This window comes from Nigerium massiliense, from assembly GCF_000826085.1.
GTDB lineage: Bacteria > Actinomycetota > Actinomycetes > Propionibacteriales > Propionibacteriaceae > Propioniciclava > Propioniciclava massiliense.
The window spans coordinates 177,173-201,307 of record NZ_CCYM01000001.1 but is presented as its reverse complement, the minus strand read 5'-3'; the positions used below and the strand labels follow the sequence as shown (position 1 = coordinate 201,307).

Annotated in this window: 25 protein-coding genes and 1 pseudogene; 18 read left to right on the top strand and 8 right to left on the bottom strand. The window is 71.3% G+C overall.

Translation table 11 applies throughout. The features are described from left to right. The first annotated feature begins 175 nt into the window (after positions 1–175). The 6 genes from tsaE to BN1187_RS00955 are packed head-to-tail and all read left to right on the top strand — an operon-like array spanning position 176 to position 4,810. Positions 176–1,204, top strand: a complete 1,029-nt coding sequence (tsaE, locus tag BN1187_RS14145) for a tRNA (adenosine(37)-N6)-threonylcarbamoyltransferase complex ATPase subunit type 1 TsaE (protein WP_235750542.1) — start codon at positions 176–178, stop codon at positions 1,202–1,204. Then, entirely contained in the window at positions 1,201–1,845 is a 645-nt protein-coding gene (tsaB, locus tag BN1187_RS13980) for a tRNA (adenosine(37)-N6)-threonylcarbamoyltransferase complex dimerization subunit type 1 TsaB (protein ID WP_040157733.1), read from the top strand. The genes tsaE and tsaB overlap by 4 nt, the downstream gene beginning before the upstream one ends. Continuing rightward, positions 1,842–2,306, top strand: coding sequence for a GNAT family N-acetyltransferase (locus tag BN1187_RS13975; RefSeq protein ID WP_040157731.1), 465 nt, complete (start codon positions 1,842–1,844; stop codon positions 2,304–2,306). The genes tsaB and BN1187_RS13975 overlap by 4 nt, the downstream gene beginning before the upstream one ends. Next, positions 2,303–3,346 (top strand): tRNA (adenosine(37)-N6)-threonylcarbamoyltransferase complex transferase subunit TsaD, encoded by a 1,044-nt coding sequence (gene tsaD / locus BN1187_RS00965; RefSeq protein WP_040157728.1) that lies wholly within the window; start codon positions 2,303–2,305, stop codon positions 3,344–3,346. Before BN1187_RS13975 ends, tsaD begins: the two co-directional genes overlap by 4 nt. Before the next feature lies 1 nt (position 3,347). Next, a complete protein-coding gene (locus BN1187_RS00960; protein ID WP_072041915.1) occupies positions 3,348–4,334 on the top strand; it encodes a DMT family transporter in 987 nt (328 codons plus the stop codon). Then, positions 4,331–4,810 carry an NUDIX hydrolase gene (locus BN1187_RS00955; protein ID WP_040157725.1) on the top strand — a complete coding sequence of 160 codons (480 nt, stop codon included), beginning with the start codon at positions 4,331–4,333 and terminating at the stop codon, positions 4,808–4,810. Before BN1187_RS00960 ends, BN1187_RS00955 begins: the two co-directional genes overlap by 4 nt. Positions 4,811–4,936: 126 nt before the next feature. Here the strand turns inward: BN1187_RS00955 and BN1187_RS00950 are convergent, their stop codons facing one another. Continuing rightward, complete coding sequence (locus tag BN1187_RS00950; protein WP_040157722.1) at positions 4,937–5,278, bottom strand: hypothetical protein; 342 nt, start codon at positions 5,276–5,278, stop codon at positions 4,937–4,939. A 12-nt stretch (positions 5,279–5,290) separates the two neighbouring features. On the opposite strand from BN1187_RS00950, the gene BN1187_RS14140 reads away from it, so the two are divergent. From BN1187_RS14140 to BN1187_RS00935, 4 genes are all read left to right on the top strand, one after another. Further along, the gene (locus BN1187_RS14140) at positions 5,291–5,791 is read left to right on the top strand and encodes a hypothetical protein (RefSeq protein ID WP_147675039.1); all 501 of its coding nucleotides are present in this window, start codon (positions 5,291–5,293) and stop codon (positions 5,789–5,791) included. After that, positions 5,772–6,377 carry a maleylpyruvate isomerase family mycothiol-dependent enzyme gene (locus tag BN1187_RS00945; RefSeq protein WP_040157718.1) on the top strand — a complete coding sequence of 202 codons (606 nt, stop codon included), beginning with the start codon at positions 5,772–5,774 and terminating at the stop codon, positions 6,375–6,377. Before BN1187_RS14140 ends, BN1187_RS00945 begins: the two co-directional genes overlap by 20 nt. Before the next feature lie 179 nt (positions 6,378–6,556). Continuing rightward, entirely contained in the window at positions 6,557–7,288 is a 732-nt protein-coding gene (locus BN1187_RS00940) for a type 1 glutamine amidotransferase (RefSeq protein ID WP_040157716.1), read from the top strand. Between the two features lie 13 nt (positions 7,289–7,301). After that, complete coding sequence (locus tag BN1187_RS00935; protein ID WP_052462127.1) at positions 7,302–8,522, top strand: THUMP-like domain-containing protein; 1,221 nt, start codon at positions 7,302–7,304, stop codon at positions 8,520–8,522. 3 nt (positions 8,523–8,525) lie between these two features. Here the strand turns inward: BN1187_RS00935 and BN1187_RS00930 are convergent, their stop codons facing one another. Next, entirely contained in the window at positions 8,526–9,758 is a 1,233-nt protein-coding gene (locus BN1187_RS00930; RefSeq protein ID WP_040157713.1) for an alpha-amylase family glycosyl hydrolase, read from the bottom strand. A gap of 175 nt (positions 9,759–9,933) precedes the next feature. Between BN1187_RS00930 and BN1187_RS15150 the strand changes: the two are divergent. The 8 genes and pseudogenes from BN1187_RS15150 to BN1187_RS00885 form a co-directional block, all read left to right on the top strand. Then, positions 9,934–10,050 (top strand): annotated as a pseudogene (locus BN1187_RS15150) (arsenate reductase/protein-tyrosine-phosphatase family protein); the annotation flags it as partial. A 7-nt stretch (positions 10,051–10,057) separates the two neighbouring features. Beyond that, a complete protein-coding gene (locus BN1187_RS00915; RefSeq protein WP_072041914.1) occupies positions 10,058–10,903 on the top strand; it encodes an acyltransferase family protein in 846 nt (281 codons plus the stop codon). Positions 10,904–11,200: 297 nt separating this feature from the next. Beyond that, a complete protein-coding gene (gene groES, locus BN1187_RS00910; RefSeq protein ID WP_040157706.1) occupies positions 11,201–11,497 on the top strand; it encodes a co-chaperone GroES in 297 nt (98 codons plus the stop codon). A gap of 14 nt (positions 11,498–11,511) precedes the next feature. Next, complete coding sequence (gene groL, locus BN1187_RS00905) at positions 11,512–13,113, top strand: chaperonin GroEL (RefSeq protein WP_040157704.1); 1,602 nt, start codon at positions 11,512–11,514, stop codon at positions 13,111–13,113. A gap of 95 nt (positions 13,114–13,208) precedes the next feature. Next, the gene (gene mptB, locus BN1187_RS00900) at positions 13,209–14,591 is read left to right on the top strand and encodes a polyprenol phosphomannose-dependent alpha 1,6 mannosyltransferase MptB (protein ID WP_147675037.1); all 1,383 of its coding nucleotides are present in this window, start codon (positions 13,209–13,211) and stop codon (positions 14,589–14,591) included. A 113-nt stretch (positions 14,592–14,704) separates the two neighbouring features. Next, on the top strand, positions 14,705–15,592 hold the full coding sequence (locus BN1187_RS00895; protein WP_040157700.1) for a DUF1731 domain-containing protein: 888 nt from the start codon (positions 14,705–14,707) through the stop codon (positions 15,590–15,592). A gap of 37 nt (positions 15,593–15,629) precedes the next feature. Next, on the top strand, positions 15,630–17,150 hold the full coding sequence (gene guaB / locus BN1187_RS00890; RefSeq protein ID WP_052462126.1) for an IMP dehydrogenase: 1,521 nt from the start codon (positions 15,630–15,632) through the stop codon (positions 17,148–17,150). Between the two features lie 28 nt (positions 17,151–17,178). Beyond that, positions 17,179–18,285 (top strand): GuaB3 family IMP dehydrogenase-related protein, encoded by a 1,107-nt coding sequence (locus BN1187_RS00885; RefSeq protein ID WP_040157698.1) that lies wholly within the window; start codon positions 17,179–17,181, stop codon positions 18,283–18,285. Positions 18,286–18,346: 61 nt separating this feature from the next. Here BN1187_RS00885 and BN1187_RS00880 read toward each other — a convergent pair whose 3' ends face one another. The 6 genes from BN1187_RS00880 to BN1187_RS00855 form a co-directional block, all read right to left on the bottom strand. After that, positions 18,347–19,024 (bottom strand): HesA/MoeB/ThiF family protein, encoded by a 678-nt coding sequence (locus BN1187_RS00880; RefSeq protein WP_052462125.1) that lies wholly within the window; start codon positions 19,022–19,024, stop codon positions 18,347–18,349. A gap of 82 nt (positions 19,025–19,106) precedes the next feature. Then, the gene (locus BN1187_RS00875; protein ID WP_040157696.1) at positions 19,107–20,228 is read right to left on the bottom strand and encodes a sodium ion-translocating decarboxylase subunit beta; all 1,122 of its coding nucleotides are present in this window, start codon (positions 20,226–20,228) and stop codon (positions 19,107–19,109) included. 1 nt (position 20,229) lies between these two features. Next, the gene (locus BN1187_RS00870) at positions 20,230–20,772 is read right to left on the bottom strand and encodes an acyl-CoA carboxylase biotin carboxyl carrier protein subunit (RefSeq protein WP_040157694.1); all 543 of its coding nucleotides are present in this window, start codon (positions 20,770–20,772) and stop codon (positions 20,230–20,232) included. 3 nt (positions 20,773–20,775) lie between these two features. Next, on the bottom strand, positions 20,776–21,183 hold the full coding sequence (locus BN1187_RS00865) for an OadG family transporter subunit (RefSeq protein ID WP_052462124.1): 408 nt from the start codon (positions 21,181–21,183) through the stop codon (positions 20,776–20,778). A gap of 10 nt (positions 21,184–21,193) precedes the next feature. Continuing rightward, a complete protein-coding gene (locus BN1187_RS00860; protein ID WP_218184536.1) occupies positions 21,194–22,768 on the bottom strand; it encodes an acyl-CoA carboxylase subunit beta in 1,575 nt (524 codons plus the stop codon). A 132-nt stretch (positions 22,769–22,900) separates the two neighbouring features. Then, complete coding sequence (locus BN1187_RS00855; RefSeq protein WP_040157692.1) at positions 22,901–24,088, bottom strand: phosphatase domain-containing protein; 1,188 nt, start codon at positions 24,086–24,088, stop codon at positions 22,901–22,903. Between the last annotated feature and the right edge of the window lie 47 nt (positions 24,089–24,135).

Below are 24,135 nucleotides of genomic sequence, written 5' to 3'. Positions count from 1 at the left end.
CGTGGCCGAACGGGGATCGAACCCTCCGCGGCCAGCGCTTGACGGGCGGGCGAGGTTCGGGTTACGCCCGTGTGAACGAAGGGACGTGAGTCTCTATGCCGGGTTTGGTCGGCGCCAGGGATGCTCCGTGGCGCGAGTAGAATCTGGCGAGTTTTCTGCGAGGACCGAGGTGACCATGTCGAACGCGCACGACCCCGTCGCGGGCGCACCCGCGCCGGGGTTCACCTTGCCCGAGGGCGAGATCGCCGTGGCGACGCTGCCCGGCGGCCGGGATTTCGTGCTGCGCCGCGCCACGGGCGACGACGCCGAGCGCGTCCTGGCGATCATGCATGCCGCGTTCGCCGCGCGCCCCGTGCACAACGTCCTGCCCAAGGCGCTCGCCGAGACCGTCGACACCGTGCGCGCGGTCATCGAGTCGTCCGGCGGCTACCTGGTGGAGATCGACAAGACGCCCGCGGCGTCCATCCTGATCAAGCCGGACGACCCCGGCGTGCGGCTCGGCCGGGTCGGGGTCCATCCCGACTTCCAGGGCCTGGGCGTCGCCGGAACGTCCGTGTCGGCCCTGCTGGAAGCGCTGGCTTCCGTCGGCGTCCCGCGGGCGTCGGTGCTGGTCCGCAAGGACTACCCCGAGCTGGCGCGCTGGTGGTCGCGGCGCGGTTTCGTCGCCGTCGGACACGAGGACGACCTGGCCGTGATGGAGAACTGGCTGCCGGTCGTCGTCGAGGTTCCGGACGCCGACGCGATGCGCGACCTCGGGGTCCGCACGGCCGCGCTGGTGCGCGCCGGCGACGTGATCGTCGCCACCGGCGACCTCGGCGCCGGCAAGACCACGTTCACCCAGGGGCTGGGGGCCGGAATGGACGTCGACGGCCCGGTGATCTCGCCGACCTTCGTGCTGTCCCGCATCCATCCGCCGCGCGGGAAGGGCCCGGCCCTGGTGCACGTGGACGCCTACCGGCTCGCGGACGCCGAGGAGCTGCTCGACCTCGACCTGGAGTCGTCCGTGCCCGACAGCGTGACGCTCGTCGAGTGGGGCGAGGGCGTCGCCGAGCCATTGAGCCCTCAGCGCCTCAGGATCGATATCCGGCGCGGCCTCGATCCCGCGGACGAGACCCGCTGGGTTTTCTTCACCGGCGTGGGCGAGCGCTGGTCGCACGACGACCTGGCAACGCTCGCCACCGCCCGACGACAGGACCGTTCATGACCCTCATCCTCGGGGTGGACACCTCGACCGACGTCTGCGCGGGCCTCGCCCGCGACGGCGAGGTCGTCGCGTCCGCCGCCATCCACGACCGCCGCGCGCACGCCGAGCAGCTCACCCCGCTGATCCGGCGGCTGCTGTCCGAGGCGGGCGTCTCCTTCTCCGACCTGGACGCCATCGCCGTGGGCGTCGGGCCGGGCCCGTTCACGGGGCTGCGGGTCGGCGTGGTCACCGCAACGACGCTGGCGTTCGTCGAGGACGTCCCGGTGCGCGGCGTCTGCAGCCTGGACGCCGTCGCCGCCGGCTGGACTGCCGCCCCCGACGAGTTCGCCGTCGTCACCGACGCCCGCCGCCACGAGGTCTACAGGGCCCGCTACGCCGGTGGCCGCCGCGTCGACGGACCGCATGTCGGGCCCGCCGGCGAGGTGCCGAGCCTGCCGCTCGCCGGCCCCGGCGCGACCCTGGTCCGCCCGGACGTCGCCGGCCCCACCGAGCTGGACGCCGGCGTGCTGGCCGCTCACGCGCTCAAGCTGCCCGACGCCGGGCTCGAGCCGCTGTACCTGCGCCGCCCGGACGCCGAGGTGCCCACGCGGCGCAAGTCGACGCTCGTCCAGCCGAAGCTGTCGCTGGGGAGGAAGCGGTGATCGTCGCCTACGCCCGGCCCTCCGACCTGGACGTCATCGCCGAACTGGAGGCCGGCGCCTTCGCGCATGCCCGGTGGAGCCGCGAGGCCTGGGCCGGGGAGCTCACCGCCGACGGGCACGCCGTGCTCGCCGACCGGGACGCCGACGACGAGCTCGTCGGGGTGGCGGCTTTCAGCGCGGTCGCCGACACCGCCGACCTGCTGCGGGTCATCGTGCGGCCCGAGCTGCGCGGACGCGGCATCGGGCGGAGGCTGCTGCTCGCCGGGTTCGAATGGGCGCGGGCGCGCAGCGCCGGGCAGATGCTGCTGGAGGTCGACAGCACCAACGAGCCCGCGCTCGCCCTGTACGCCGCGCTCGGCTTCGAGCCGATCTCGCAGCGGCCCGACTACTACGCGCCGGGGGTCGGCGCGATCGTGATGGCCCGTTCGCTGGCCGAAGAGACGACGGAGGTGCCGGCGTGAGTGAGCCGCTGATCCTGGGAATCGAGTCGTCCTGTGACGAGACCGGCGTGGCCGTCGTCCGGGGCAACGAGCTGCTGGCGAACGAGGTCGCCTCGTCCGTGGAGGAGCACGTCCGCTTCGGCGGCGTCGTCCCCGAGGTCGCCTCGCGGGCGCACCTGCAGGCGATGATCCCGACGCTGAAGCGCGCCCTGGAGGCAGCGGACGTGGACGCGTCCGAACTCGACGGCATCGCGGTCACCGCGGGCCCCGGGTTGGTCGGCGCGCTCGTCGTCGGCATCAGCTCGGCCAAGGCGCTCGCCGCCGCGCTCGACAAGCCGCTGTACGGCGTCAACCACCTCGTCGGCCACGTGGCCGTCGACCTGCTCGATCACGGTGACCTGCCCACCCCGACCGGCGCGCTGCTCGTCTCCGGCGGGCACACGAGCCTGCTCGTCGTGGACGACATCGTCACCTCGATCGCCGAGGTCGGCGCGACCATCGACGACGCCGCGGGAGAGGCCTACGACAAGGTCGCCCGCGTGCTGGGGCTGGCGTACCCGGGCGGGCCCGTCATCGACCGGGCCGCGCAGAAAGGGGACCCGGCCGCGATCCGCTTCCCGCGCGGGCTGACCACGCCCCGGGACCTGGCCAAGCACCGCTTCGACTTCTCGTTCTCGGGGCTCAAGACCGCCGTCTCGCGCTGGGTGGAACTGCGCCGCCGCGACGGGCTCGACGTCCCCGTGGACGACGTCGCCGCGTCCTTCCAGGAGGCCGTCTGCGACGTTCTGACCGCCAAGGCGGCCGACCTGTGCACCGAGCGCGGGCTGACGCACTTCCTCATCGGGGGCGGCGTCGCGGCGAACTCGCGGCTGCGCACCCTGCTCGAGGAACGGTTGGCAGAGCGGGGCGTCGAGCTGCGGCGTCCGCGCCCCGGGCTGTGCACCGACAACGGCGCCATGATCGCGGCGCTCGGCGTCGAGGTCGTCCGGGCGGGCCTGCGGCCGTCCGGGCTGGAGTTCAGCGCCGATTCCGGGTTGCCCGTCTCGACCGTCCTCGTCTGAGATGGCGGCGGCCCCCTCCCGCCGCGCGCTGGCCAACGGCGCCCTGCTCGTCTGTGCCGCGCTGTGGGGCTTCGGCTTCGTCGCGCAGGCCTTCGGCGCCCAGCACATGGGCGCGTTCTCGTTCAACGCGGCCCGCTTCGCCGTCGGCGCCCTGTCGCTGCTGCCGCTGATCGCGGTGCTGGACGCCCGCGGGAAGCGGCCCGCGCAGGAGCGCCGGCGGCGCTGGCGCGCGACGGTCGTCCCGGGTCTGGTCTGCGGGGCCGCGCTGTTCGCGGGCTCGACGCTGCAGCAGTTCGCGATGGAGACCACGACGGCCGGCAACGCCGCCTTCGTGACCGGCCTGTACATGGTGCTCGTGCCCCTCATCGGGCTCTTCCTCGGGCACCGGACGGGCTGGGCGACCTGGGTGGGCATCGCCCTGGCCGTCACCGGGCTCTACCTCCTGACGATCGAGCCCAGCGGCTTCACCATGGTGACCGGCGACCTGCTGTGCCTGATCGGGTCGGGTTTTTGGGCCGTGCACATCCTGACGATCGGGCACTTCTCCCGGCGGGTCGATCCGCTGCGGCTCTCCGTGGCGCAGTTCGTGGCGTCCATGCTGTACTCGCTGGTCTGCGCGCTGGTGGGCGAGCCGCGGCCGTTCGCCGGGCTGTCCGGCGGCCTGGGCGCGGTGGCCTACGCGGGCCTGGTGGCCGTGGGCATCGCCTACACCCTGCAGGTGTTGGGGCAGCGCGACGCGAAGGAGTCGCACGCGGCGATGATCATGTCGCTGGAGTCGGTCTTCGGCGTCCTCGGCGGCGCGCTGTTCCTCGGCGAGCGGCTGACGCTGCGAGGGCTGGCCGGCGCCGCGCTGATGCTCGCGGGCATCCTGCTGGCGCAGCGCCCACCCCGCGGGACGCGGGAGGACGACGGCATCGTCCCGGTGCCCGAGCCGCCGTCCGTCGCCCTGGAAGCGCCGGAAGCCCGTCCGGGGGGTCGGGAGCGATGATCACGCCGATCATCGGGACGCTCGCCTACGTCGTCCGCGGGGACGACGTGCTGATGGTGCACCGGACGTTCCGCGAGGGCGACCAGCACCGAGGCAAGTACAACGGGCTGGGCGGCAAGGTCGAGGCCGACGAGGACGTCGTCGCCGGTCTGCGCCGCGAGCTGCGCGAGGAGGCGTCCATCGAAGCGGACGCCCTGCGCCTGCGCGGCACGATCTCGTGGCCCGGCTTCGGCAAGGGCGGCGAGGACTGGCTCGGCTTCGTCTTCGTCGTGGACGCCTTCCGCGGCGACGTGCCGGAGGCCAACGCCGAGGGCACGCTGCACTGGGTCCCGAGATCGCAGCTGTTGAGCCTGCCCCTGTGGGAGGGCGACTACACGTGGCTCCCGCTGGTCTTCGACGAGTCCGTCGGCCAGTTCCACGGCGTCATGCCGTACGTGGACGGCCGCCCCGCGTCCTGGTCCGTCACCCTCTTGTGAGCCGCGAAACCCTCCGGACGCGCCGACGGCGCCCCCCGAAGGGGACGCCGCCGGTCGGACGAACGCGGAGGAGGACTCAGCGCACGACCTGGTCGGGGGAGGGCTCGTTGATCGTGACCGGCTGGTTCACGTTCGTGATGTCGCCCTCGTACTGCACGTTGAGGCCGCGGAACTTGTACTGCAGCGCGTTGCGCACCTGGCGGTTCTGGCCGTCGAGCCGAGGGCCTTGGAGTCGACCACGAAGCGGTAGTGGCCCGCGGAGACACCGTTGACGTTGTCGGTGCCCAGGTAGCGGGCGGCCTCGATGGAGGGCTCGACCTTCTGCAGCAGGGCCACGGCGTCGAGGTTCGTGGGCAGGATGGCCCACTTCGCCTTCACCTGATCCTCGGTGTACGCCTTGTAGTTCTCGCCCTGCTTGACGTAGTAGGTGTCGTCGACGACGGTCACGTCCTCGCAGCGGCCGAGCATCGAGCCCTCGAGGTGCGCCTGCGGGGATTCCGCGACGCGCTGATCGACGGTGGCGTCGACGTTGCCGCCGATGCGCAGGCCGTAGGCGCGCGCGGTGAGCGTGCCGTCGACCTGGAAGGTGTCGACGCTGTCCCAGCCCTCGGCGACGCGGTCGACGAGGCGCGCGACGTTGGTCGCCTTGCCCTGGTGCGCGCGGTTGTCCGCGTGGGCGTCGTCCGCAAAGGCGAATGCAGCACCTCCACCGAGGACCGCGGTCGCTGCGGAGGCGGCGACGATCTTCTACATCTTGCTCATGCTGTGTTGCTCCTGACGATTGATCGGGGTTCGTGGGAGGTCCTGGCCATTGCCATAACGCAGATAGAGACAGCTGTCGCAACAGGTCCTCGCCAAATGAATCCGTTCCTTGACCGGTCGCCACGTCACCCTGCGCCCGCCCGCTGGTCCCCGTGCGGCACACTGGGACCGGCCAGCATCGTCGACAGCCGGGAGCACCATGACCGCCGCGCTCCGTGATCGCCAGAAGGACCGCCTGTGCTCCGCGCTCGCCGCGGTCGAACCCGGGGCGCCAACGCTGTGCGAAGGATGGGACGCCCACGACCTCGCCGTCCACCTGTGGGTGCTGAAGCACGACCCGGCGTCGTGGCCGGCGATGGTGCTGCCGCCGCTGCGCGGGGTCGCGGACGAGCGTGCGCGCCGCATCCGCGAGCGGTGGCCGTACGCCGAGTTGGTGGACAGGCTCCGCGCTGACCCCGGCGAGATCGCGTGCATGCCGGGCGACGCGCGTGAGGGTCATCGGCACGCGCTGGGTGAGTACTACGTCCACACCGTCGACGTCACCCGCGCCAACGACCTCCCCGAGGACGCGCCGGACGCCGCCCTGCAGGAGGCGCTGTGGAAGCGGGTCCGGGTGGCCGCGCCCGCGCTGCGGTTCCTGAATTCCCCGGGGCTCGTCCTGCGCCGGCCGACCGGGGAGTCGGCCCGGGTGGGGCGTCCGCCGGCGCGGCCCGGCACGGTGGTGACGGGCGAGCCCACCGAACTCATGGTGTGGGCCTACGGGCGCGAGGACGTCGCCACGGTGTCCGTCGAGCTCGTCTCCTGACGGCCCGGGCGGCCTCCACGGCCGGCACCCCGGCTGTCCGCCTCGGCTGTGCGCCCCGGTCAGGGAGGCCCGGTGCGCTTCGGTGCAGGAGGGGCGTCCGACGCTGAACGTTCTGCGGTTCGGCCACGGTTCCGGGCGCCGACACGGCGTTGTCACCGGGCCCAGGTAGGTTCACGACCATGAGGCTGCGTCATTCATCGGTAACCGTGCTCCAACTCGACCCTCAGGTGCCGCTCGATCGCCTGGGCGCCTGGCTCGCGGACGAGGGCATCGTCCCCAGCATGCTGCCCCTGTGGCGCGACCCCGTCCCGGCCATCGACGAGGTCGAGGGCGGCCTGATCGTCCTCGGCGGGCGCATGAGCGCCCAGGACGACGCCGATCACCCGTTCCTCGAGCAGATCCGCGAACTCGTCCGCGACGCGGTCGCCGAAGATGTCCCCGTGCTCGGCGTCTGCCTGGGCCATCAGCTCATCGCGCAGGCGTTCGGTGGCGCCGTCACCGTGGGGGACGACCGCGGCGAAGAGGAGGGCGCCTACTCCCTCGCCTGGGCGGAGGACGCCGCCGCGGACCCCGTCCTGGGCCCGGTCGTCGAGGCCGGGCTGAACGTCGCGCCCGAGTCCCACCACGACGCCGTCACCCGGCTGCCCGAGGGCGCCACCGAACTCGCCCGCACCGAGACCTACCCGAACCAGGCGTTCCGGGTGGGATCGGCTTTGGGCGTCCAGTTCCACCCCGAGGCGTCCCCGGGGCTCATCAGCTCGTGGGCCGCGGGCCAGGGCCACGACGCCGGCCGGGTCTGGGAAGAGATGGCCGCGGTGGACGCCGACGTCATCCGGTTCGGCCGGCTGCTGATCGCAGGCTTCGTCGCCCAGCTGTCGGGGTCGAGGGCGGCGCAGCGGCGCTCGGCCTGACGGCGCACGGCTGATGGACGAGGCGGTAGCGCGCTGGCTGGTGTCCCCGGACGCCGAGGCGGCGTTGGCCCGCGCGATGGCCGAGCCCGACCCCACCTCGGTGGCGGCGGCTGAGCGGCTGCGCCGTGAGCTGACGCCCGAGCGGGCGGCGGCCGTCCTCGAGCAGGCCGCGCTGCGCGCCAGGGCCGCCACCAAGTTCGGGCCCGACGCCCCCGGGCTCTACTTCACCCACGACGGCCTCGAGCAGGCAACCCGTCCCCGTGTCGCCGCGGCGCGTGCCCGACGCCTGGCCGGCCAGGCCCGTCGCGTGATCGACCTGGGGTGTGGGATCGGCGCGGACGCCCGAGCGTTCGCCGCGGCCGGGGTCGAGGTGGTCGGCGTCGAGCTCGACCCGGCCACCGCCGTCCTCGCGGAGGCGAACACCGGGGCGCGCGTCGTCGTCGGGGACGCCGCCGCGGTGGCCGGCGGGCTGCTCGGTGAGGGCGATGCCGTGTTCTGCGACCCCGCCCGGCGGACGGCCCGCGGCCGCACCTGGCGCGTCGAGGACTTCACGCCGCCGTGGGACTTCGTCACCGGTCTGCTGGACGGCCGGCGCCCGGCCGCGGTGAAGCTCGGCCCCGGGCTGCCCACCGAGCTCGTCGCCGACGGCGTCGAGGCGGAGTGGGTGAGCGACCGGGGCACCGTCGTCGAGGCCTGCCTGTGGGCCGGCGGCGACGCTGTCCCGGGACGCCGCCGGGCCACCGTCGACGGCGCAGCGCTCTGGCGCGACGGTGCGATGGCCGCCCCGGAGGTGGCCGAGCTGGGCGCCTATCTCTACGAGCCGGACGGCGCCGTGATCCGCGCGGGGCTGATCCCCGCCGTGGCCGAGCGCGTCGCCGCCGCGCTGGTCGCGCCCGGCGTCGCCTACCTGACGTCGTCGCGGCTCGTCGCGACCCCCTTCGCGGACGCCTTCGCCGTCCGGGAGGTGCTGCCCGTGAAGGAGAAGGCCCTGCGCGCCTGGGTGCGCGAGCGCGGCGTCGGCGTCCTCGAGATCAAGAAGCGCGGCGTCGACGTCGATCCCGCGGCGCTGCGCAGGCGGCTGCGACCGCAGGGCAGCGCGTCCGCCACGCTCATCATCACGCCGACGCCCCGCGGCGCGGTGACGGTGGTCGCCGAGCGCGTCCCCCGGCATCCCGGGTCGGAAGCGCCCGGCGCCCTCGACGGTGGCGTCGCCGCCCGCCGCGGGCGCGGCTGAGCGTCAGCCGATCGCCCACCCGTGGGCGTCCACGTGCAGCTCCTGCGCGCTGCCGGGCAGCGTCAGCGGCCCGTCGGTGGCGTTCACCGCGACGGTGACCTTGTTGTCGCCGGACGTCAGCTCGATCGCGATCGCGCCGTTCTCGACGTGGGTCGGCTGCGCGTCGGCCGTCGCCACCCATCTGTGCCGGCGACGCAGTCCGATGAGTTCCTGGTGCATCCGCAGGACGTCCGCGCCGTAGGGGAGCAGGCCCTGGGGGTCGACCGGGAACGGCGGGCGCACGGCGTCGTCACCGTGGGGTGCGTGTACCTTTTCGCCGGTGAAGCCCTGCTCGTCGCCGGCGTAGATGGACGGCGTCCCCGGCAGGAACATCAGCAGCGCGACGGCCAGCGGCAGGTTGCGGACGTCCGTGAGCTGCGTCGCGATGCGGGTGACGTCGTGGTTGCCGATGAAGGTCTGCGGCAGGAAGTGCGCGCAGAACTCCTGGTGCCGCTTGAGGCTCCACTCCAGCTCGAACATGTTGGGGTCGTTCAGCGAGCTCCAGATGGCCTTCCAGAGCTCGTACTGGGTGACGGTGTCGACGCCCGACCGCTCGACGAAGTCGACGTAGTCGCCCTGGATGACCTCGCCGACGATCCAGGCGTCGGGGAAGCGATCGCGCACCCGGGCGATGATCGGACGCCAGGCGTCCGCGCCGGGGGAGTAGGCCGCGTCCAGGCGCCACCCGTCGATGCCCCGGGAGAGCCAGTGGGTCATCACGCCCGCCACGTAGTCCGCGACCGCGGGGTTGGCGAGGTTGAGCTCGACGAGGTTGAGCGAGCCCTCGAAGCAGTACGGGTCGTTGCCGCTCCACTTGATCCAGTCGCCGTCCGGCGTGCCGGGACCGGCGTCCAGCGCCTTGCGGACGATCTCGTGCCCGCGGGCCACGTGGTTGAACACGCCGTCGAACACGACCTTGATGCCGCGCTCGTGCGCCTTCCACAGCAGGTCGTCCAGGTCGGCATCGTCGCCCAGCCGCGGGTCGACGCGGTAGTGGTCGAGGGTGTCGTAGCCGTGGGTCTCGCTCGAGAACAGCGGGGCGAGCAGCAGGCCGTTGGCGCCCAGCTCGAGCAGGTAGTCGAACCAGTTCGTCAGACGGCCGAGGCGGTGCTCGACGTGGTCGATGGCCTCGTACTCGCCGTCGACGAAGCGCAGCGGGTACACGTGCCAGAAGATGGCGTCGGCTGGCCAGCCCATGGAAAACCTCCGTTACTGAGTCGGACTCAATAAGAGTACGGCCTCGGCTTCAGCGTTGCACATCGGCGCCGCGGCGGCGGCCGCCGACTCGCTTGAGGACAGGTGTTCGGTACATTGTCTCGCGCCGCCCGCCGACGCGCCAGGCCGTGGCCCGGCGAGAGAGAGGAGATCCACGATGACGCTCGACGCGCCCCTGCACATCCTGACCGTCTGCACCGGCAACATCTGCCGGTCTCCTGCCGCGGAGCGGTTGCTGGCCCGGGCGCTTGGGCCGGGGGTCGAGGTGAGCAGCGCAACGGTTGGTACGCCTGTATGTGCCGGAGTGGGCTGCGGTCGTCTTCGCTGTGCTGCTGATCGTCCTCGTGCCCAGGGCGGGCTCTCCGGAGAGCCTGTGGCTGCAGGAGCGGCCCACGGCGGTGACGCCGGGGGCACTGGTGCGGGACCTCACGCTCGTTGCGGGCAACGGCGGCCTAGCGAGCCCGTTGTGGTCTCTTCGATGGGAGGTGTTGTTCTCGCTGGCGATCCCGCTCTACATCGGATTTGCACGGAAGCTCGTCCGCGTTCCGGTCCCGCTGGTGGTGGGGTTCGTGGGCCTCGTCGCCGTCGGTGGCTTCTTTGACGAGAGCATCTTGCTTTATGCCCCGATGTTCATGGTCGGTGTCGTCATGGCGCTCCGAGTGAACGATCTCTTGGCCTTTCTGGGAAGGGTCCCCGCCGCCGCTTGGGCTTTGATATTCGCCGCGTCGATCGTTGCCTGTAGCGCACCCTGGCTGATGGTGTACGTGGGCGGTGGGGACCGGCTTGCGGGTGCGGCTAAGGGACTGGCGCTCGTCGGAGCGACCGGGGTTGTCTTGACCGCTCTGGGTTTCAAACCCCTGGTGCGATGGCTGGAGACGGGCGTCGCGCAGTGGTTCGGGCGGATCTCGTTCAGTCTGTACCTGGTGCATGAGCCGATCGTCGTCACTCTGGGCTACTCCCTGCCCAGTCCGGTGATGGCAATAGCTCTCGGAGTGCCGCTGAGCCTCTTAATGGGTGCGGGGTTTTACCGGTTCGTCGAACTGCCAAGTCATCGATTGGCCAAGCGTGTTCGTCGTCTTCAGCAGTCCCGGGTGTCTGAGCCCATGCTGAACGTGGACGCGACGTGACGACACCGTCAGTGGTGGTGCCGCCGGAGAAGACCTCCCGTGTCCTTGCCTGCGGGTGGGCTCTGTGCGCCCCCGTCCTCTGTAGTCTTGGGGCTCGGCGGTGACCGGGCGAGGGCACCGACTGCCGTTAGCACTCGAGTTGCCCGAGTGCTAGGGCAGGTATAACCTCGAATTAGCACTCACTCAGTGAGTGTGCCAGCCCCGGCGGCACCGCGACGACGCCAGGGAGACACAGAACCTGAACATGTCCGCCGGCGCCCGAACAGCGCCCGGTGAAGAGAGAGAAAGGGCACCATCGTGGCCGTCACGATCAAGCCGCTTGAGGACCGCGTCCTCGTCCAGCCCCTCGAGGCCGAGCAGACCACCGCCTCGGGGCTGGTGATTCCGGAGACCGCCAAGGAGAAGCCGCAGGAGGGCAAGGTTGTCGCCGTCGGACCGGGCCGGATCGACGACAAGGGCAACCGCGTCCCCGTCGACGTCGCCGAGGGCGACGTCGTCATCTACTCCAAGTACGGCGGCACCGAGGTGCGCCACGGCGGCGAGGACTACCTGCTCCTCAACGCCCGTGACCTCCTCGCCGTCGTTTCCAAGTAAGGACTGATACTCACATGGCAAAGATCCTTCAGTTTGACGAGGAGGCGCGGCGCTCGCTCGAGCGCGGCGTCGACACCCTCGCGAACACCGTGAAGGTGACGCTCGGCCCGAAGGGCCGCTACGTCGTTCTCGACAAGAAGTGGGGCGCCCCGACCATCACGAACGACGGCGTGACCGTCGCGCGTGAGGTCGAGCTGACCGACCCCTACGAGAACCTCGGCGCCCAGCTCGCCAAGGAGGTCGCCACCAAGACCAACGACATCGCGGGTGACGGCACCACCACCGCGACCGTTCTGGCCCAGGCGCTCGTCCACGAAGGGCTGCGCTCGGTCGCGTCCGGCGCCAACCCGGTCGGGCTCAAGCGTGGCATCGAGGTGGCCGTCGAGGCCGTCTCCGACAAGCTCCACGAGGTCGCCCGTCCGGTCGACACCGCGGCCGACATGGCCAGCGTCGCCACGATCAGCTCGCGTGACGAGGAGATCGGCAAGCTCATCGCCGAGGCCTTCGACAAGGTCGGCAAGGACGGCGTCATCACCGTCGACGAGTCGAACACGTTCGGCACCGAGCTCGAGTTCACCGAGGGTATGCAGTTCGACAAGGGCTACATCTCCGGCTACATGGTGACCGATCCCGATCGCCAGGAGGCCGTCCTCGAGGATCCGTACATCCTCATCCACTCCGGCAAGATCAGCTCGATGAACGAGCTCCTGCCGGTGCTGGAGAAGGTCATCGCGGCGTCCGGGACGCTGTTCATCGTGGCCGAGGACGTCGACGGCGAGGCTCTCAGCACCCTCGTGGTGAACAAGATCCGCGGCACCTTCACCTCCGTGGCCGTCAAGGCCCCGGCCTTCGGCGACCGCCGCAAGGCCATGCTCGAGGACATCGCGATCCTGACCGGCGGCGAGGTCATCTCCGCCGATCTGGGCCTCAAGCTCGACCAGGTCGGGCTCGAGTCGCTGGGCCGCGCCCGTCGCGTCGTGGTGACCAAGGACAACACGACCATCGTCGACGGCGCGGGCGACCGCGCGGGCGTCGAGGGCCGCGTCTCCCAGCTGCGCGCCGAGATCGAGCGCACGGATTCCGACTGGGATCGCGAGAAGCTGCAGGAGCGGGTCGCCAAGCTCGCCGGCGGCGTCTGCGTCATCAAGGTCGGTGCCGCCACCGAGGTGGAGCTCAAGGAGAAGAAGCACCGCATCGAGGACGCCGTCAGCGCCACCCGTGCGGCGATCGAGGAGGGCATCGTCGCCGGCGGCGGCTCCGCCCTCGTCCACGCCGCGTCGGTGCTGTCCGACGGCCTCGGCAAGTCCGGTGACGAGCTCGCCGGCGTCGAGATCGTCCGCAAGGCGGTCGTCGAGCCGCTGCGCTGGATCGCGGAGAACGGCGGCGAGCCGGGCTACGTGATCGTGGCGCGCGTCGCCGAACAGGAGCCGGGCAACGGCTACAACGCGGCGACGGGGGAGTACGTCAACCTCATCGACGCGGGCGTCATCGACCCGGTCAAGGTGACCCGGTCCGCGCTGGCGAACGCGGCGTCCATCGCGGCGCTGCTGCTCACCACCGAGACGCTGGTCGTCGACAAGCCCGAGGACGACGACGAGGACGATCACCAGCACTGAGTGACCTCCTAATCGGCGTCTGACAACGGGCCCGCCCCTTTGGGGTGGGCCCGTTCGCGCGTCTGAGGCGTCGGCCATGGCCTAGCATTCTTCCCGTGCCTGCCCCCCGAGTCCTGACGTTCACGCCCGCCGCGGCCCTGGGATTCTTGGCCACGGCCATGGTCGCCCTGGGCGGTTGCGCCAACGAGCTCAGCTTCAGCGCCCGCGGCTGGCCGAACCCGGTCGTCCAGGCGATCAGCGCCGCCATGCCGGTGCCGCTGAACCGGGTGTTGATCATCGCCGGCTGCGCCCTGCTGGCCTACGTCTGGTGGCGCCTGCATCCGCGCGAGGACGCGCCGTGGGTCGCCCGCCCCGGCCTGCTGCTGGCGCTGTGGTCGATCCCGCTGCTGCTCGTGCCCCCGGCGCTGAGCGGGGACCCCATCCTGTACGCCGACTCCGGCTACATGCTGAGCCAGGGGCACAACACCTACATCGAAGGCCTCACGAGCGCCGGTGGCCCGTTCGCGCCCTACGTCGACAAGCTGTGGGCCGGGCACGGCGTCGCCTACCCGCCGTTGACGATGCTCGTCAACGAGGCCGTCGTCGTCGCGACCGGGGCGCACCCCTACTGGTCGGTCGTGGCGATGCGCGTCCCGGCGCTCATCGGCGTCGCGTTGCTGGGCTTCAGCATCGCCGAGATCGCCCGGCTGGCCGGCCGCAGCGTCCCGCACGCGCTGTGGTGGGGGCTGCTGAACCCGCTGCTGGTCGTCCACTTCGTCGGCGGCGCGCACAACGACGCGCTGATGGCCGGGGTGTCCCTCTTCGCGATCTACACCGTCGTCCGATTCCCCACCGTGTGGGCCCGCTGGATCGTGGCGCCCGTGCTGGTCGGCCTCGCGATGGCGCTGAAGCAGCAGGCCGGGCTCACGGTGCTGGCCGTGGCCGGTTGGCCCGTGCTGCATCGCCTGCGCAGCGAGCGGCTCGCCCTGCGCCTATGGATCCTCGGCAGCCGGTCCGCGCTGGCCGCCGTGATCGCCGTGGTCGTGTTCGCGCTGGTCACGCTGGCGTCCGGGCTCGGGCTCGGCTGGACGAAGTGGCTCACCCTGATGGGGGCCGCCGGCACCGTCGCCCCGTTCGCCCTGCTCGGCGACCTGATCACGAGCCTGACGTCGTGGACGGGCCTCGACCCCCAGGCCGTCCGCCTCGCCTTGGGCATGGCCTCGAACGTGACGCTCCTGGCGGTGCTGGTGTGGATCCTGGTCAGGTGGAGCAACCGCCCGGTGCAGGCGACGGGGTGGGCGTCCTTCGCGATCGCCGTCCTCGGCCAGGCCCTGCATCCCTGGTACCTGCCGTGGAGCCTGGCCCTGCTCGGGCTCGACAAGCTCTCGCGCCGCCAGACGCGGGTGTTGTTCTGGTTCGTCGCCCTCTTCGTCGTGTGGAACGCGATCCAGACGTCGGTGTGGCACACCACGGAGCCGGGCAGCCGCGCGGGCGGCTGAGCCCCTGGGGCCGATGGGGACACGTCGCGGCGTGGCGCCCGGCCGTCGGTGCAACTGACGGGCAATCGTTCACCGCGGCGAGCCCGGCCGTCCGGACTCCGTAGAATCGCGCCATGAGGATCGCGATCGCTGGGGGGACGGGATCGCTGGGCACGCTGCTTGAGGCATCGCTGGCGGACGCGGGACATGGGGTTGTCAAGCTTCAACGCGGCGAGCCGACCGGCCCGAACGAGCGCCGGTGGGACCCGGAGACGGGACATATCTTCGGGCCCGGCCTCGACGACGTGGACGCGGTCATCAACCTCGCCGGCGAGTCCATCGGCCAGCGGTGGACGCCCGAGGTGCGGCGGCTGATCCGCGCGTCCCGCCTGACGTCCACCCTCACCGTGGTGGCCGCCCTCGATCCGAACGGCCGCTGCCAGCGCTTCCTCAACGCCTCCTCCTGCGCCATCTACGGGGACCGCGGCGACGAGGTCACCGACGTGGACGCCCCCTCCGGGCAGGGCTTCCTCGCCCGCACCTGCGTCCAGTGGGAGACGTCCGCGCGGCACTCGCCGGTTCCCACGGTGCTGCTGCGCTCCGCGCACGTCCTCTCCGCCGGCGACGGCGCGCGGGGCTCGGGGCTGGCGTCCACCATCGGGCTCGGCCTGCGGGTCGGCCGTCGCGACCAGTTCGTCCCCTGGATCCACGCCCGCGACTGGGTCGCCGCGGTGCGGCACCTCGTCACGTCCGACGTCGAAGGACCGGTCAACGTGACCGCCCCCGACCCGGTCCGCTACGGGGTGTTCCTCCGGTCGCTGCGCCGGGCGTCCCGCCGGCCGTCCTTCTCGCTGGTCTCCGCCCGCGCGCGCTTCGGCGCCCAGATGGTCGACGAGGTGCTGCGCCCCAGCATCCGCGCCGTGCCGGGCGACCTGCTGGCGTCCGGCTTCACCTTCCGGTTCCCGGGCACCGACGCGGCCATGACCGACCTCTTCGCCGGATCGAGCGTGGGGCAGCGATAAGCTCGACCTCAACGACTGCGAGAGGCAAGGCACATCCATGACGTTCGGCGACCTCACTCCCCAGGGAGTCCCCGCCCCCTTCGCTCGGCTCGGCCTGACGTTCGACGACGTCCTTCTGCAGCCCAACGAGTCGGACGTCATCCCCGCGGAGGTGGACACGTCAACGCAGCTCACCCGGCGCATCCGGCTGCGGTTGCCGCTGCTGAGTTCCGCCATGGACACCGTCACCGAGTCGCGCATGGCCATCGCCATGGCGCGCCAGGGCGGCATCGGCATCCTGCACCGCAACATGGCCGCCGAGGAGCAGGCCCACGAGGTCGACCGCGTGAAGCGCTCCGAGGCCGGCATGGTCGACCAGCCCATCACCACCACCGTGGACGCCACGATCGGTGAGGTCGACGAGATGTGCGGCCGGTACCGCATCTCCGGCCTGCCCGTGGTCGACGACGACGGCGTCCTGGTCGGCATCATCACCAACCGCGACATGCGTTTCGAGGACGACCCGGACCGTCGCGTCGGCGAGGTGATGACCCGCATGCCGCTGGTCACCGGCAAGGTCGGCATCGCCGGACCGGACGCCTTGAAGCTCCTCGCCCAGCACAAGATCGAGAAGCTGCCGCTCGTGGACGACGACGGCCGGCTCAAGGGCATGATCACGCTCAAGGACTTCGTCAAGAGCGACAAGTACCCGCTCGCGTCCAAGGACCCGCAGGGACGCCTCCGCGTCGGCGCGGCCATCGGCACCTTCGGCGACGCCTGGGAGCGCGCGATGATGCTCATCGAGGCCGGCGTCGACGTCCTGGTCACCGACACCGCGCACGGCCATGCCCGCAGCGAGATGGACCTCGTCCGCCGCCTCAAGGCCGACCCCGCCGCCCGCGACGTCGACATCATCGGCGGCAACATCGCCACCTACGAGGGCGCCAAGGCGCTGGTCGAAGCCGGGGCGGACGGCGTCAAGGTCGGCATCGGGCCGGGCTCGATCTGCACCACGCGCGTGGTGGCGGGCGTCGGCGTCCCGCAGGTGACCGCGATCCACGACGCCGCGCAGGCGTGCCTGCCGGCGGGCGTCCCGGTGATCGGCGACGGCGGCCTGCAGTACTCCGGCGACATCGCCAAGGCCCTGGTCGCGGGGGCGAGCAGCGTCATGCTCGGTTCGCTGCTGGCGGGCTGCGAGGAGTCGCCCGGCGACCTCGTCTTCATCAACGGCAAGCAGTTCAAGTCGTACCGCGGCATGGGCTCGCTCGGCGCGATGGCCGCGCGCGGGCGCAAGGGCTCCTACGCGTCCGACCGGTACTTCCAGGCGGCGGCGACCGCCGACGAGCAGTTCATCCCGGAGGGCGTCGAGGGGCAGGTGGCCTACCGCGGGCCGCTGGCCGGCGTCGCCTACCAGCTCGTCGGAGGGCTGCGGCAGTCGATGTTCTACTCCGGTGCCCGCACCATCGACGAGCTGCACGAGAAGGGCCGGTTCGTCCGGATCACGTCGGCCGGCCTGCGCGAGTCGCACCCGCACGACATTCAGATGACCGTCGAGGCCCCCAACTACACCCACAACTGACTCTCCAAAGACCCACCGAAGGAACACCATGATCGAGATCGGACGCGCCAAGCGCGCGACCCGCGTGTACAGCTTCGACGACATCGCGATCGTCCCGACCCGGCGCACCCGCTCCGTCGGTGACGTGAAGATGTCCTGGACGATCGACGCGCTGACGTTCGACTTCCCGATCATCGCGGCCCCGATGGACTCGGTCATGTCGCCGGCCACGGCCATCGCGTTCGGCAAGCTGGGCGGCCTCGGCATCCTCAACCTCGAGGGCCTGTGGACGCGCTACGAGGACCCGACGCCGCTGCTCGCCGAGCTGGCCGAGATCTCCGACCCGGTCTCCGCCACGCGGCGGCTGCAGGAGGTCTACGCGGAGCCGATCAAGGGCGAGCTCATCACCGAGCGCATGCGGCAGATCCGCGAGGCGGGCGTCCCGGTGGCGGGTGCGCTCTCGCCGCAGCGGGCCGTCGAATTCGGCCCGATCGTCGAGAAGGCCGCCGTCGACTTCTTCGTCATCCGCGGCACCACGGTGTCGGCCGAGCACGTCTCCTCGGTGGATGAGCCGCTGAACCTGAAGCAGTTCATCTACTCCCTCGACGTTCCGGTCATCGTCGGCGGCTGCGCGACCTACCAGTCGGCGCTGCACCTGATGCGGACCGGCGCCGCCGGCGTCCTCGTCGGGTTCGGCGGCGCGGCGACCCGCAAGACCCGCAACGTGCTCGGCGTCGAGGTGCCGATGGCCTCCGCGATCGCTGACGTCGCCGCCGCCCGGCGCGACTACCTGGACGAGTCCGGCGGCCGCTACGTGCACGTCATCGCGGACGGCGGCCTGGGCCGCTCGGGCGACATCGCGAAGGCGATCGCCTGCGGTGCGGACGCGGCGATGGTCTCCACGCCGCTCGCGCGGGCCGAGGAGGCGCCGGGCCACGGGCACCACTGGGGTCCCGAGGCGTGGCACCCGCGCCTGCCGCGCGGCGAGCGCGCCACGTTCGGCCCGGTCGGGACGCTCGAGGAGATCATGTTCGGCCCCTCGCACACTCCCGACGGCACGATGAACCTGGTCGGGGCGCTGCGCAAGTCGATGGCGACCTGCGGCTACACCGAGGTCAAGGAGTTCCAGCGGGTGGAGGTCGTCGTCCGCGACTGAAGGCCGGTCACCGTCGTGGGGCGGCCCGCTCGGCGGGGCCGCCTTCGGCGTTTCGTGGGGGTCAGCGGCCGAGCGGCAGGACGTCCACCGCCGCGGTGAGCAGGTCGATCACGGCGAGGCGCCCGATGAGCGGGTCGCCCACGCCGGAGAGCAGCTTCACGGCTTCGGCCGCCTCCCAGGCGCCGGCCGTCGCGGGGGCGGCCCCCATGATCTGCGGGGGCGTCGACGGCGCCGTCACGTGACCGAAGGCGTCCTGCCAGCGGACGTCGCCGGGAACGAAGACCGACACGATGGCGCTCCAGCCGTCGATCGCGGCCCAGACCCACGGGATCTGCAGCTCTTCGGCCAGCGCCGAGATGACGTGGCGCGAGGCGACGGCGTCCGTGCAGTCGATGAGCAGGTCGTGGCCCCGGACCAGGTCCACGTCGTCCGCGCTCAGGCGGTGCCGCAGCCCGGTGATGTCGCTCCACGGCGCCAGCCCACGCATGCGCGCGGTGGCGAGGTCGACCTTGGCCGAACCGATGTCCGCGGCGGTGAACAGCGTCTGCCGGTTGAGGTTGCTCTCGGCGACGACGTCGTCGTCCACCAGGGTGAGGCGGCCCACCCCCGAGGCGACCAGCGCCGGGATGCAGCCGGCGCCGAGGCCGCCGCAGCCGACCACCATCGCCGAGGACGCCCGCACCCGGGCCTGACCCTCCTCGCCGAGAAGCCGTTCCTGCCGGTTCCAGACCTCGCTCACGCCAGCCCCACCCACTCGTCGTCGCCGTCGGCGAAGCGTTGGTGCTTCCAGATCGGCCAGGCCCGGAGCGCGGGGATCGGCGTCAGCTAGCCCCCATGAGCGCCAGCAGGACGCCGCCGGCGACGACCGATGCCACCTGGCCGGCGGCGTTCGCGCCCATCGCGTGCATCAGGAGGAAGTTGTCGAAGTCCTCTCGCTGGGCCTCGCGCTGGACGACGCGCGCCGCCATCGGGAAGGCGGAGATGCCCGCGGCGCCGATCAACGGGTTGAACTTGCCGCCCGAGAAGACCCGCATCAGCTTGCCGAACAGCACGCCCATGACGGTGTCGAGCACGAAGGCGATCAGGCCGAGCACCAGGATCATCAGGGTCTGCAGGTTGAGGAAGCTGCCGCCGATCATCGTCGAGCCGATGGCCAGCCCCAGGAACAGCGTCACCACGTTGGCGAGCTCGTTGCTGGCGGCGCCGACCAGCCGCTCGACGACCTTCGACTCGCGCATCAGGTTGCCCAACATCAGCATGCCGATCAGCGGCGTGGCGAACGGCACCAGCGTGCCCACGACGATCGTCACGATGATGGGGAACAGGATGCGCGTGCGCTGCGAGATCTCCCGCGACGTGTAGGGCATGCGGATGGCGCGTTCCTTCTTGGTGGTGAGCGCCCGCATGATCGGCGGCATGATGATCGGCACCAGGCTCATGTACGAGTACGCCGCCACCGTGATCGGCGCCACCAGCTCGGGAGCGAGCTGGTTCGACACGTAGATGGACGTCGGCCCGTCGATCGCGCCGATGATGCCGATGGACGCGGCCTGGTTGTGGTTGAAACCCAGCACCAGGGCCAGAAGCAGCGTCAGGAAGATGCCGAACTGACCGGCCGCGCCGAGCAGCACCATCTTCGGGTTCTCCAGCAGCGGCCCGAAGTCGGTCATGGCGCCGATGCCGACGAAGATCAGCAGCGGGAAGAGCTCGTTGGCGACGCCGATGTCGTAGAGGATCTGCAGCGCGCCATGCTCGCCCACCAGCGGCGACAGTGGCAGGTTCGCCAGGACGGCGCCCGCGCCGATCGGCAACAGCAGCAGCGGCTCGTACTCCTTCTTGACCGCCAGCCAAACCAACAGCAGGCCGATGGCGATCATGGTGAGGCTCTGCCAGGTGACGTTGGCGAGCCCCTGCAACAGGTAGTGAACGGTATCCGGGCTCATGTCAGGCCTCGAACCTCACCAGTGTCTCGCCGTACTTCACCTGCTGGCCCGCGGACACGTAGACCTCGGCGATGACGCCGTCCTTGGGAGCCTTGAGCTCGTTCTTCATCTTCATGGCCTCGAGCACCATGAGCGACTCGCCGCGGGTGACGGACTGGCCGACGGCGGCGTCCACGGTCAGGATCACTCCGGGCATCGGCGCGGTCATCTTGTCCCGGCCACCGCCGGCGCCGGCCGGGGCACCGGACGCGGCGGGCGCCGACCCCGCCGAGGCGGGCGCGGTGGGCTTGGTGGGACCCTCGCCGGAGGGCGCGAGGGGCGCGCTCGCGGCAGCTTCCGGTGCCGACGCCGCGGTGGCCCCGCGGGTGGCGGTGGGACGCGGCGTGACCGCGGGGGTGATGGCCGAGTGGGCGAGGTCGCGATGGTCGTCGAGCGTGACGTCGACGAGGCGTCCGTCGATCTGGACGCGGAAGAGGTTGGCTCCGACGGCCTCGACGTCCACCACCTTCTGGACGTTGTTGACGCTGATCGTGTAACGGCGCATGACCTACCTCCGGGAAGACGGGCTGTTTTGGGTGCCACGGCCGACGGTGAGCCAGCGGCTCGCGAAGAGCTGGCTCCCCGGCGCGTAGGCGCGGGTCTCGGGAGCCGCTTGGCGGCGTCGGTTCTGCGCGTGGGTCATCACGGCCACGGTGATCGCTGCGACCTGGTTCTCGTCCAGCCCGTCGGCGAGGATCCGCACCTCCGGCGCGCCGGAACCCGCCTCGGACGCGGCGTCCTCGGCCGCGGGCTCGGCCGGTTCCGGCGCGGCGGCCGGGGCTTCGAGCCGGGGCCGATCGAGCCTCCCGATCAGCATGAGCACGAGCATCAGGGCGAGCAGCAGGGCGAAGACCACGCCCATGCCGACCACCATCATCATCAGACCCCAGGTGAGGTCGTCCATCGAGAACGTCATCGTCGCTGCCCTACACCGGGAAGAGGCCGTGCTTCTTGGGGACGGTCTGCGTCACCTTCGTGTGCAGCACCTCCAAGGCGCGGACGAGTCGGGCGCGGGTCTCGCGCGGTTCGATGACCTCGTCGATCTGGCCGACGTCGGCGGCCTGGTACGGGTTGAAGAACTTCTCCTTGTACTCCGCGATGAAGCGCGCCTCCTCGGCGGCCGGGTCGTCGGCGGCCTCGATGGCGCGCCGGTTGAGGAGCCGGGCCGCCCCCTCGGCGCCCATCACGGCGATCTGCGCGCTGGGCCAGGCGAAGGCGACGTCGTTGTTCATCTGCTTGGAGCTCAGCGCGACGTAGGAACCGCCCATGGCCTTGCGCGTCACGAGCGAGATCTTCGGCACCGTCGCCTGACAGTAGGCGTAGATGATCTTCGCGCCGTGCCGGATGACGCCGTTGTACTCCTGCTCGACGCCGGGCAGGTAGCCGGGGCAGTCCACGAACGTGACGAGCGGGACGTTGAACTGGTCGCACAGCGTGATGTGCCGGGCGATCTTGTCGGAGGCGTTGATGTCGAGGCAGCCGGACATGACCAGCGGCTGGTTGGCGATGAAGCCGACGCTCTGACCGTCGAGGCGGGCGAAGCCGACGAGGGCGTTCGCCGCCCACTCCTTATGCAGCTCGAACACCGAATCGTGGTCGAAGACGCGGGCGAGCACCTCGCGCATGTCGTAGGCGATGCCGTCGTCCTCGGGCACCAGCGTGTTGAGTTCCTCGTCCATGCGGTCGGCCGGGTCGTAGGGCTCGAGCGCCGGGGCATCCTCGGCGTTGTTCTGGGGGAGGTACGACAGCAGGCTCTTGGTGAGCGCCAGGGCGTGCTGCTCGCTGTCGGCGATGAGCTGGGCGACGCCGGAGGTGGCGTTGTGGACCCAGGCCCCGCCGAGTTCCTCGGCCGTGACGTCCTCGCCGGTGACCGTGCGGATGATGTCCGGGCCGGTGAGGAACATGTTCGACGTTTCGTTGACCATGATCGTCACGTCCGTGAGCGCGGGGGAGTAGACCGCGCCGCCCGCGCAGGGACCCATGATGAGCGAGATCTGCGGGATGACGCCGGACGCCTTGACGTTGCGCATGAACACCTCGCCGTAGGCGGCCAGCGACCGGACGCCCTCCTGGACGCGGGCGCCCCCGGAGTCGTTCAGCCCGATGATCGGGATGCCGGCCGCGATGGCGAGGTCGAGGATGCGCGAGATCTTGTTCGACTGAACCTCGGAGAAGGAGCCGCCGAGCACGGTGAAGTCCTGGGCGTAGACGGCGACGCGCCGGCCCTGGATCTTGCCGAAGCCGGTGATGATGCCGTCGCCCGGGTAGCGGTGCTTGTCGATGCCGAAGTCGCTGTGGTGGTGGGTGGCCAGCGCGCCGAGCTCCTGGAACGACGCTTCGTCGAGGAGGATGGACAGCCGCTCACGGGCGGTCAGCTTCCCCTTGGCGTGCTGCGCGTCGATCCTCTTGGCGCCGCCGCCCTCCAGTGCCTGTTGCCGCTTGGCCCGCAGGGCCGACAATTGATCGTTCATCCAGACCGCCTCGCCGTCCTTCGCGGGCATCGCCGCCCGCCTTCCCCTACCGACCGTAGTACATGCGTGAACGGCTGTGGGCGTCCTCGGGCAGGTTGCCACGGCATGCGACCGGCACCGGCGAGCCCGGCGAGGACAGCGGGACCGACCTGAAGAGCCTGGTCAGGCCCCCTCGCCCAGCGCCCGGAGGGCGCCGGCGACGTCGCGGGCGGTCAGGGCGCGGGCGGCGGCTTCCTGCTCGGGGTTGCCCCAGGCGATCGTGTCCAGGCCCGCGTCGGTCTCGGCGAGCACCTCGCGCAGACCGGCGGCCGAGATGAGGCCCAGCTCATACGCCGTGGTCGCGGCGCCCGGGTAGGTGTCGAAGAAGTGGATGCCGTGCGCGCCGTGTTCGGCGCGCACCGCCTCGGCGGTGTCGACCACGTCGTGGATGAAGACAGCCGTCACCGTGTCGGGGTACTCGCGGTACAGGCCCTCGGCGACCGTGACGTCACCCTGGCCGGAGTCGCCGACGAAGACGATGTCGTACTCGGGGTAGAGCAGCCGGTAGTGCCGAACGTTGAGCAGCTTGCGGGCCGCCATCAGGTCCTTGCTGAGCAGGCCGGTGAAGCTGCCCGAGAGCACCGAGCTCGTCCCGATGCCGGCGTTGATGAGGGCCCGGTGCGAGCTCGCCTCGATGAGCCCGAAGGCGTCCATGGGGCGGGCGGTGAGGAACGTCAGGTCGCCCATCGAGAACGGCTCGTCGTCGGGGCCCTCGTCCAGCGCCTCGTAGAACGCCGCGACGCCCGGGTAGACCGTGCCGCGCGGGTAGCGGTCGTCGTGCAGCTTCGCGAAGGCGGTGTCGTCGATGTCGGAGAGCACCTTCGCCTCGTGCGGCTGCACGGACGCGGCCTGGGCGGCGATGTGGTCGAGGATGCGCTTCCGGACGCCCTCGTCGCCGATGTCGGAGAAGACGAGGCCCTCGAGATCGTGGACGTCGCGGCGCGCGTTGAGGGTGTTCTTCAGGTGGGTGAGCGTCTCGCCGGTGACCCCGCAGATCAGGTCGGCGACGATGCGCTCGGCCCAGAGCCGCGTGGGCCCGGTCTGCAGCGCGTGGATCACCGCGGCGCGGGCCTTGAGCTCGAGTTCGCGCTGCCGGGCGACCAGCAGTTCGAACAGCTGGGAGCGGTGGTCCGGGAAGAACAGGTGGTCGTCCACGCCGGCGACGAACCGGTCGGCGTCGATCTCGGTGAGGATGAGGTTCAGGTCGTCGGCGTCGACGCCCCGCAGGATCTCGATGATGCGGGCCTCCTCGGCGACGCTGGTGCGCCCCGCGAGGAGTTCCTGGATGAGGTCGAGGTTGCGGCTCGGCATGCCCCCATCCTGCCAAGGCTCGGGTGCCGTCCGGCAATCGGGGTGGC

What these genes read in the sequence shown, in the direction of transcription:
- BN1187_RS00945 (WP_040157718.1), top strand. Translation starts at nt 5,772, where the DNA reads ATGACCGCCGCGCTCCGTGATCGCCAGAAGGACCGCCTGTGCTCCGCG.
- BN1187_RS00940 (WP_040157716.1), top strand. Translation starts at nt 6,557, where the DNA reads ATGAGGCTGCGTCATTCATCGGTAACCGTGCTCCAACTCGACCCTCAG.
- BN1187_RS00870 (WP_040157694.1), bottom strand. Translation starts at nt 20,772, where the DNA reads ATGCGCCGTTACACGATCAGCGTCAACAACGTCCAGAAGGTGGTGGAC.
- BN1187_RS00935 (WP_052462127.1), top strand. Translation starts at nt 7,302, where the DNA reads ATGGACGAGGCGGTAGCGCGCTGGCTGGTGTCCCCGGACGCCGAGGCG.
- guaB (WP_052462126.1), top strand. Translation starts at nt 15,630, where the DNA reads ATGACGTTCGGCGACCTCACTCCCCAGGGAGTCCCCGCCCCCTTCGCT.
- tsaB (WP_040157733.1), top strand. Translation starts at nt 1,201, where the DNA reads ATGACCCTCATCCTCGGGGTGGACACCTCGACCGACGTCTGCGCGGGC.
- BN1187_RS00860 (WP_218184536.1), bottom strand. Translation starts at nt 22,768, where the DNA reads ATGCCCGCGAAGGACGGCGAGGCGGTCTGGATGAACGATCAATTGTCG.
- BN1187_RS00875 (WP_040157696.1), bottom strand. Translation starts at nt 20,228, where the DNA reads ATGAGCCCGGATACCGTTCACTACCTGTTGCAGGGGCTCGCCAACGTC.
- BN1187_RS00955 (WP_040157725.1), top strand. Translation starts at nt 4,331, where the DNA reads ATGATCACGCCGATCATCGGGACGCTCGCCTACGTCGTCCGCGGGGAC.
- BN1187_RS00885 (WP_040157698.1), top strand. Translation starts at nt 17,179, where the DNA reads ATGATCGAGATCGGACGCGCCAAGCGCGCGACCCGCGTGTACAGCTTC.
- BN1187_RS00950 (WP_040157722.1), bottom strand. Translation starts at nt 5,278, where the DNA reads ATGCTCGGCCGCTGCGAGGACGTGACCGTCGTCGACGACACCTACTAC.
- BN1187_RS00855 (WP_040157692.1), bottom strand. Translation starts at nt 24,088, where the DNA reads ATGCCGAGCCGCAACCTCGACCTCATCCAGGAACTCCTCGCGGGGCGC.
- BN1187_RS00960 (WP_072041915.1), top strand. Translation starts at nt 3,348, where the DNA reads ATGGCGGCGGCCCCCTCCCGCCGCGCGCTGGCCAACGGCGCCCTGCTC.
- BN1187_RS00895 (WP_040157700.1), top strand. Translation starts at nt 14,705, where the DNA reads ATGAGGATCGCGATCGCTGGGGGGACGGGATCGCTGGGCACGCTGCTT.
- tsaE (WP_235750542.1), top strand. Translation starts at nt 176, where the DNA reads ATGTCGAACGCGCACGACCCCGTCGCGGGCGCACCCGCGCCGGGGTTC.
- groL (WP_040157704.1), top strand. Translation starts at nt 11,512, where the DNA reads ATGGCAAAGATCCTTCAGTTTGACGAGGAGGCGCGGCGCTCGCTCGAG.
- BN1187_RS00865 (WP_052462124.1), bottom strand. Translation starts at nt 21,183, where the DNA reads ATGACGTTCTCGATGGACGACCTCACCTGGGGTCTGATGATGATGGTG.
- BN1187_RS00930 (WP_040157713.1), bottom strand. Translation starts at nt 9,758, where the DNA reads ATGGGCTGGCCAGCCGACGCCATCTTCTGGCACGTGTACCCGCTGCGC.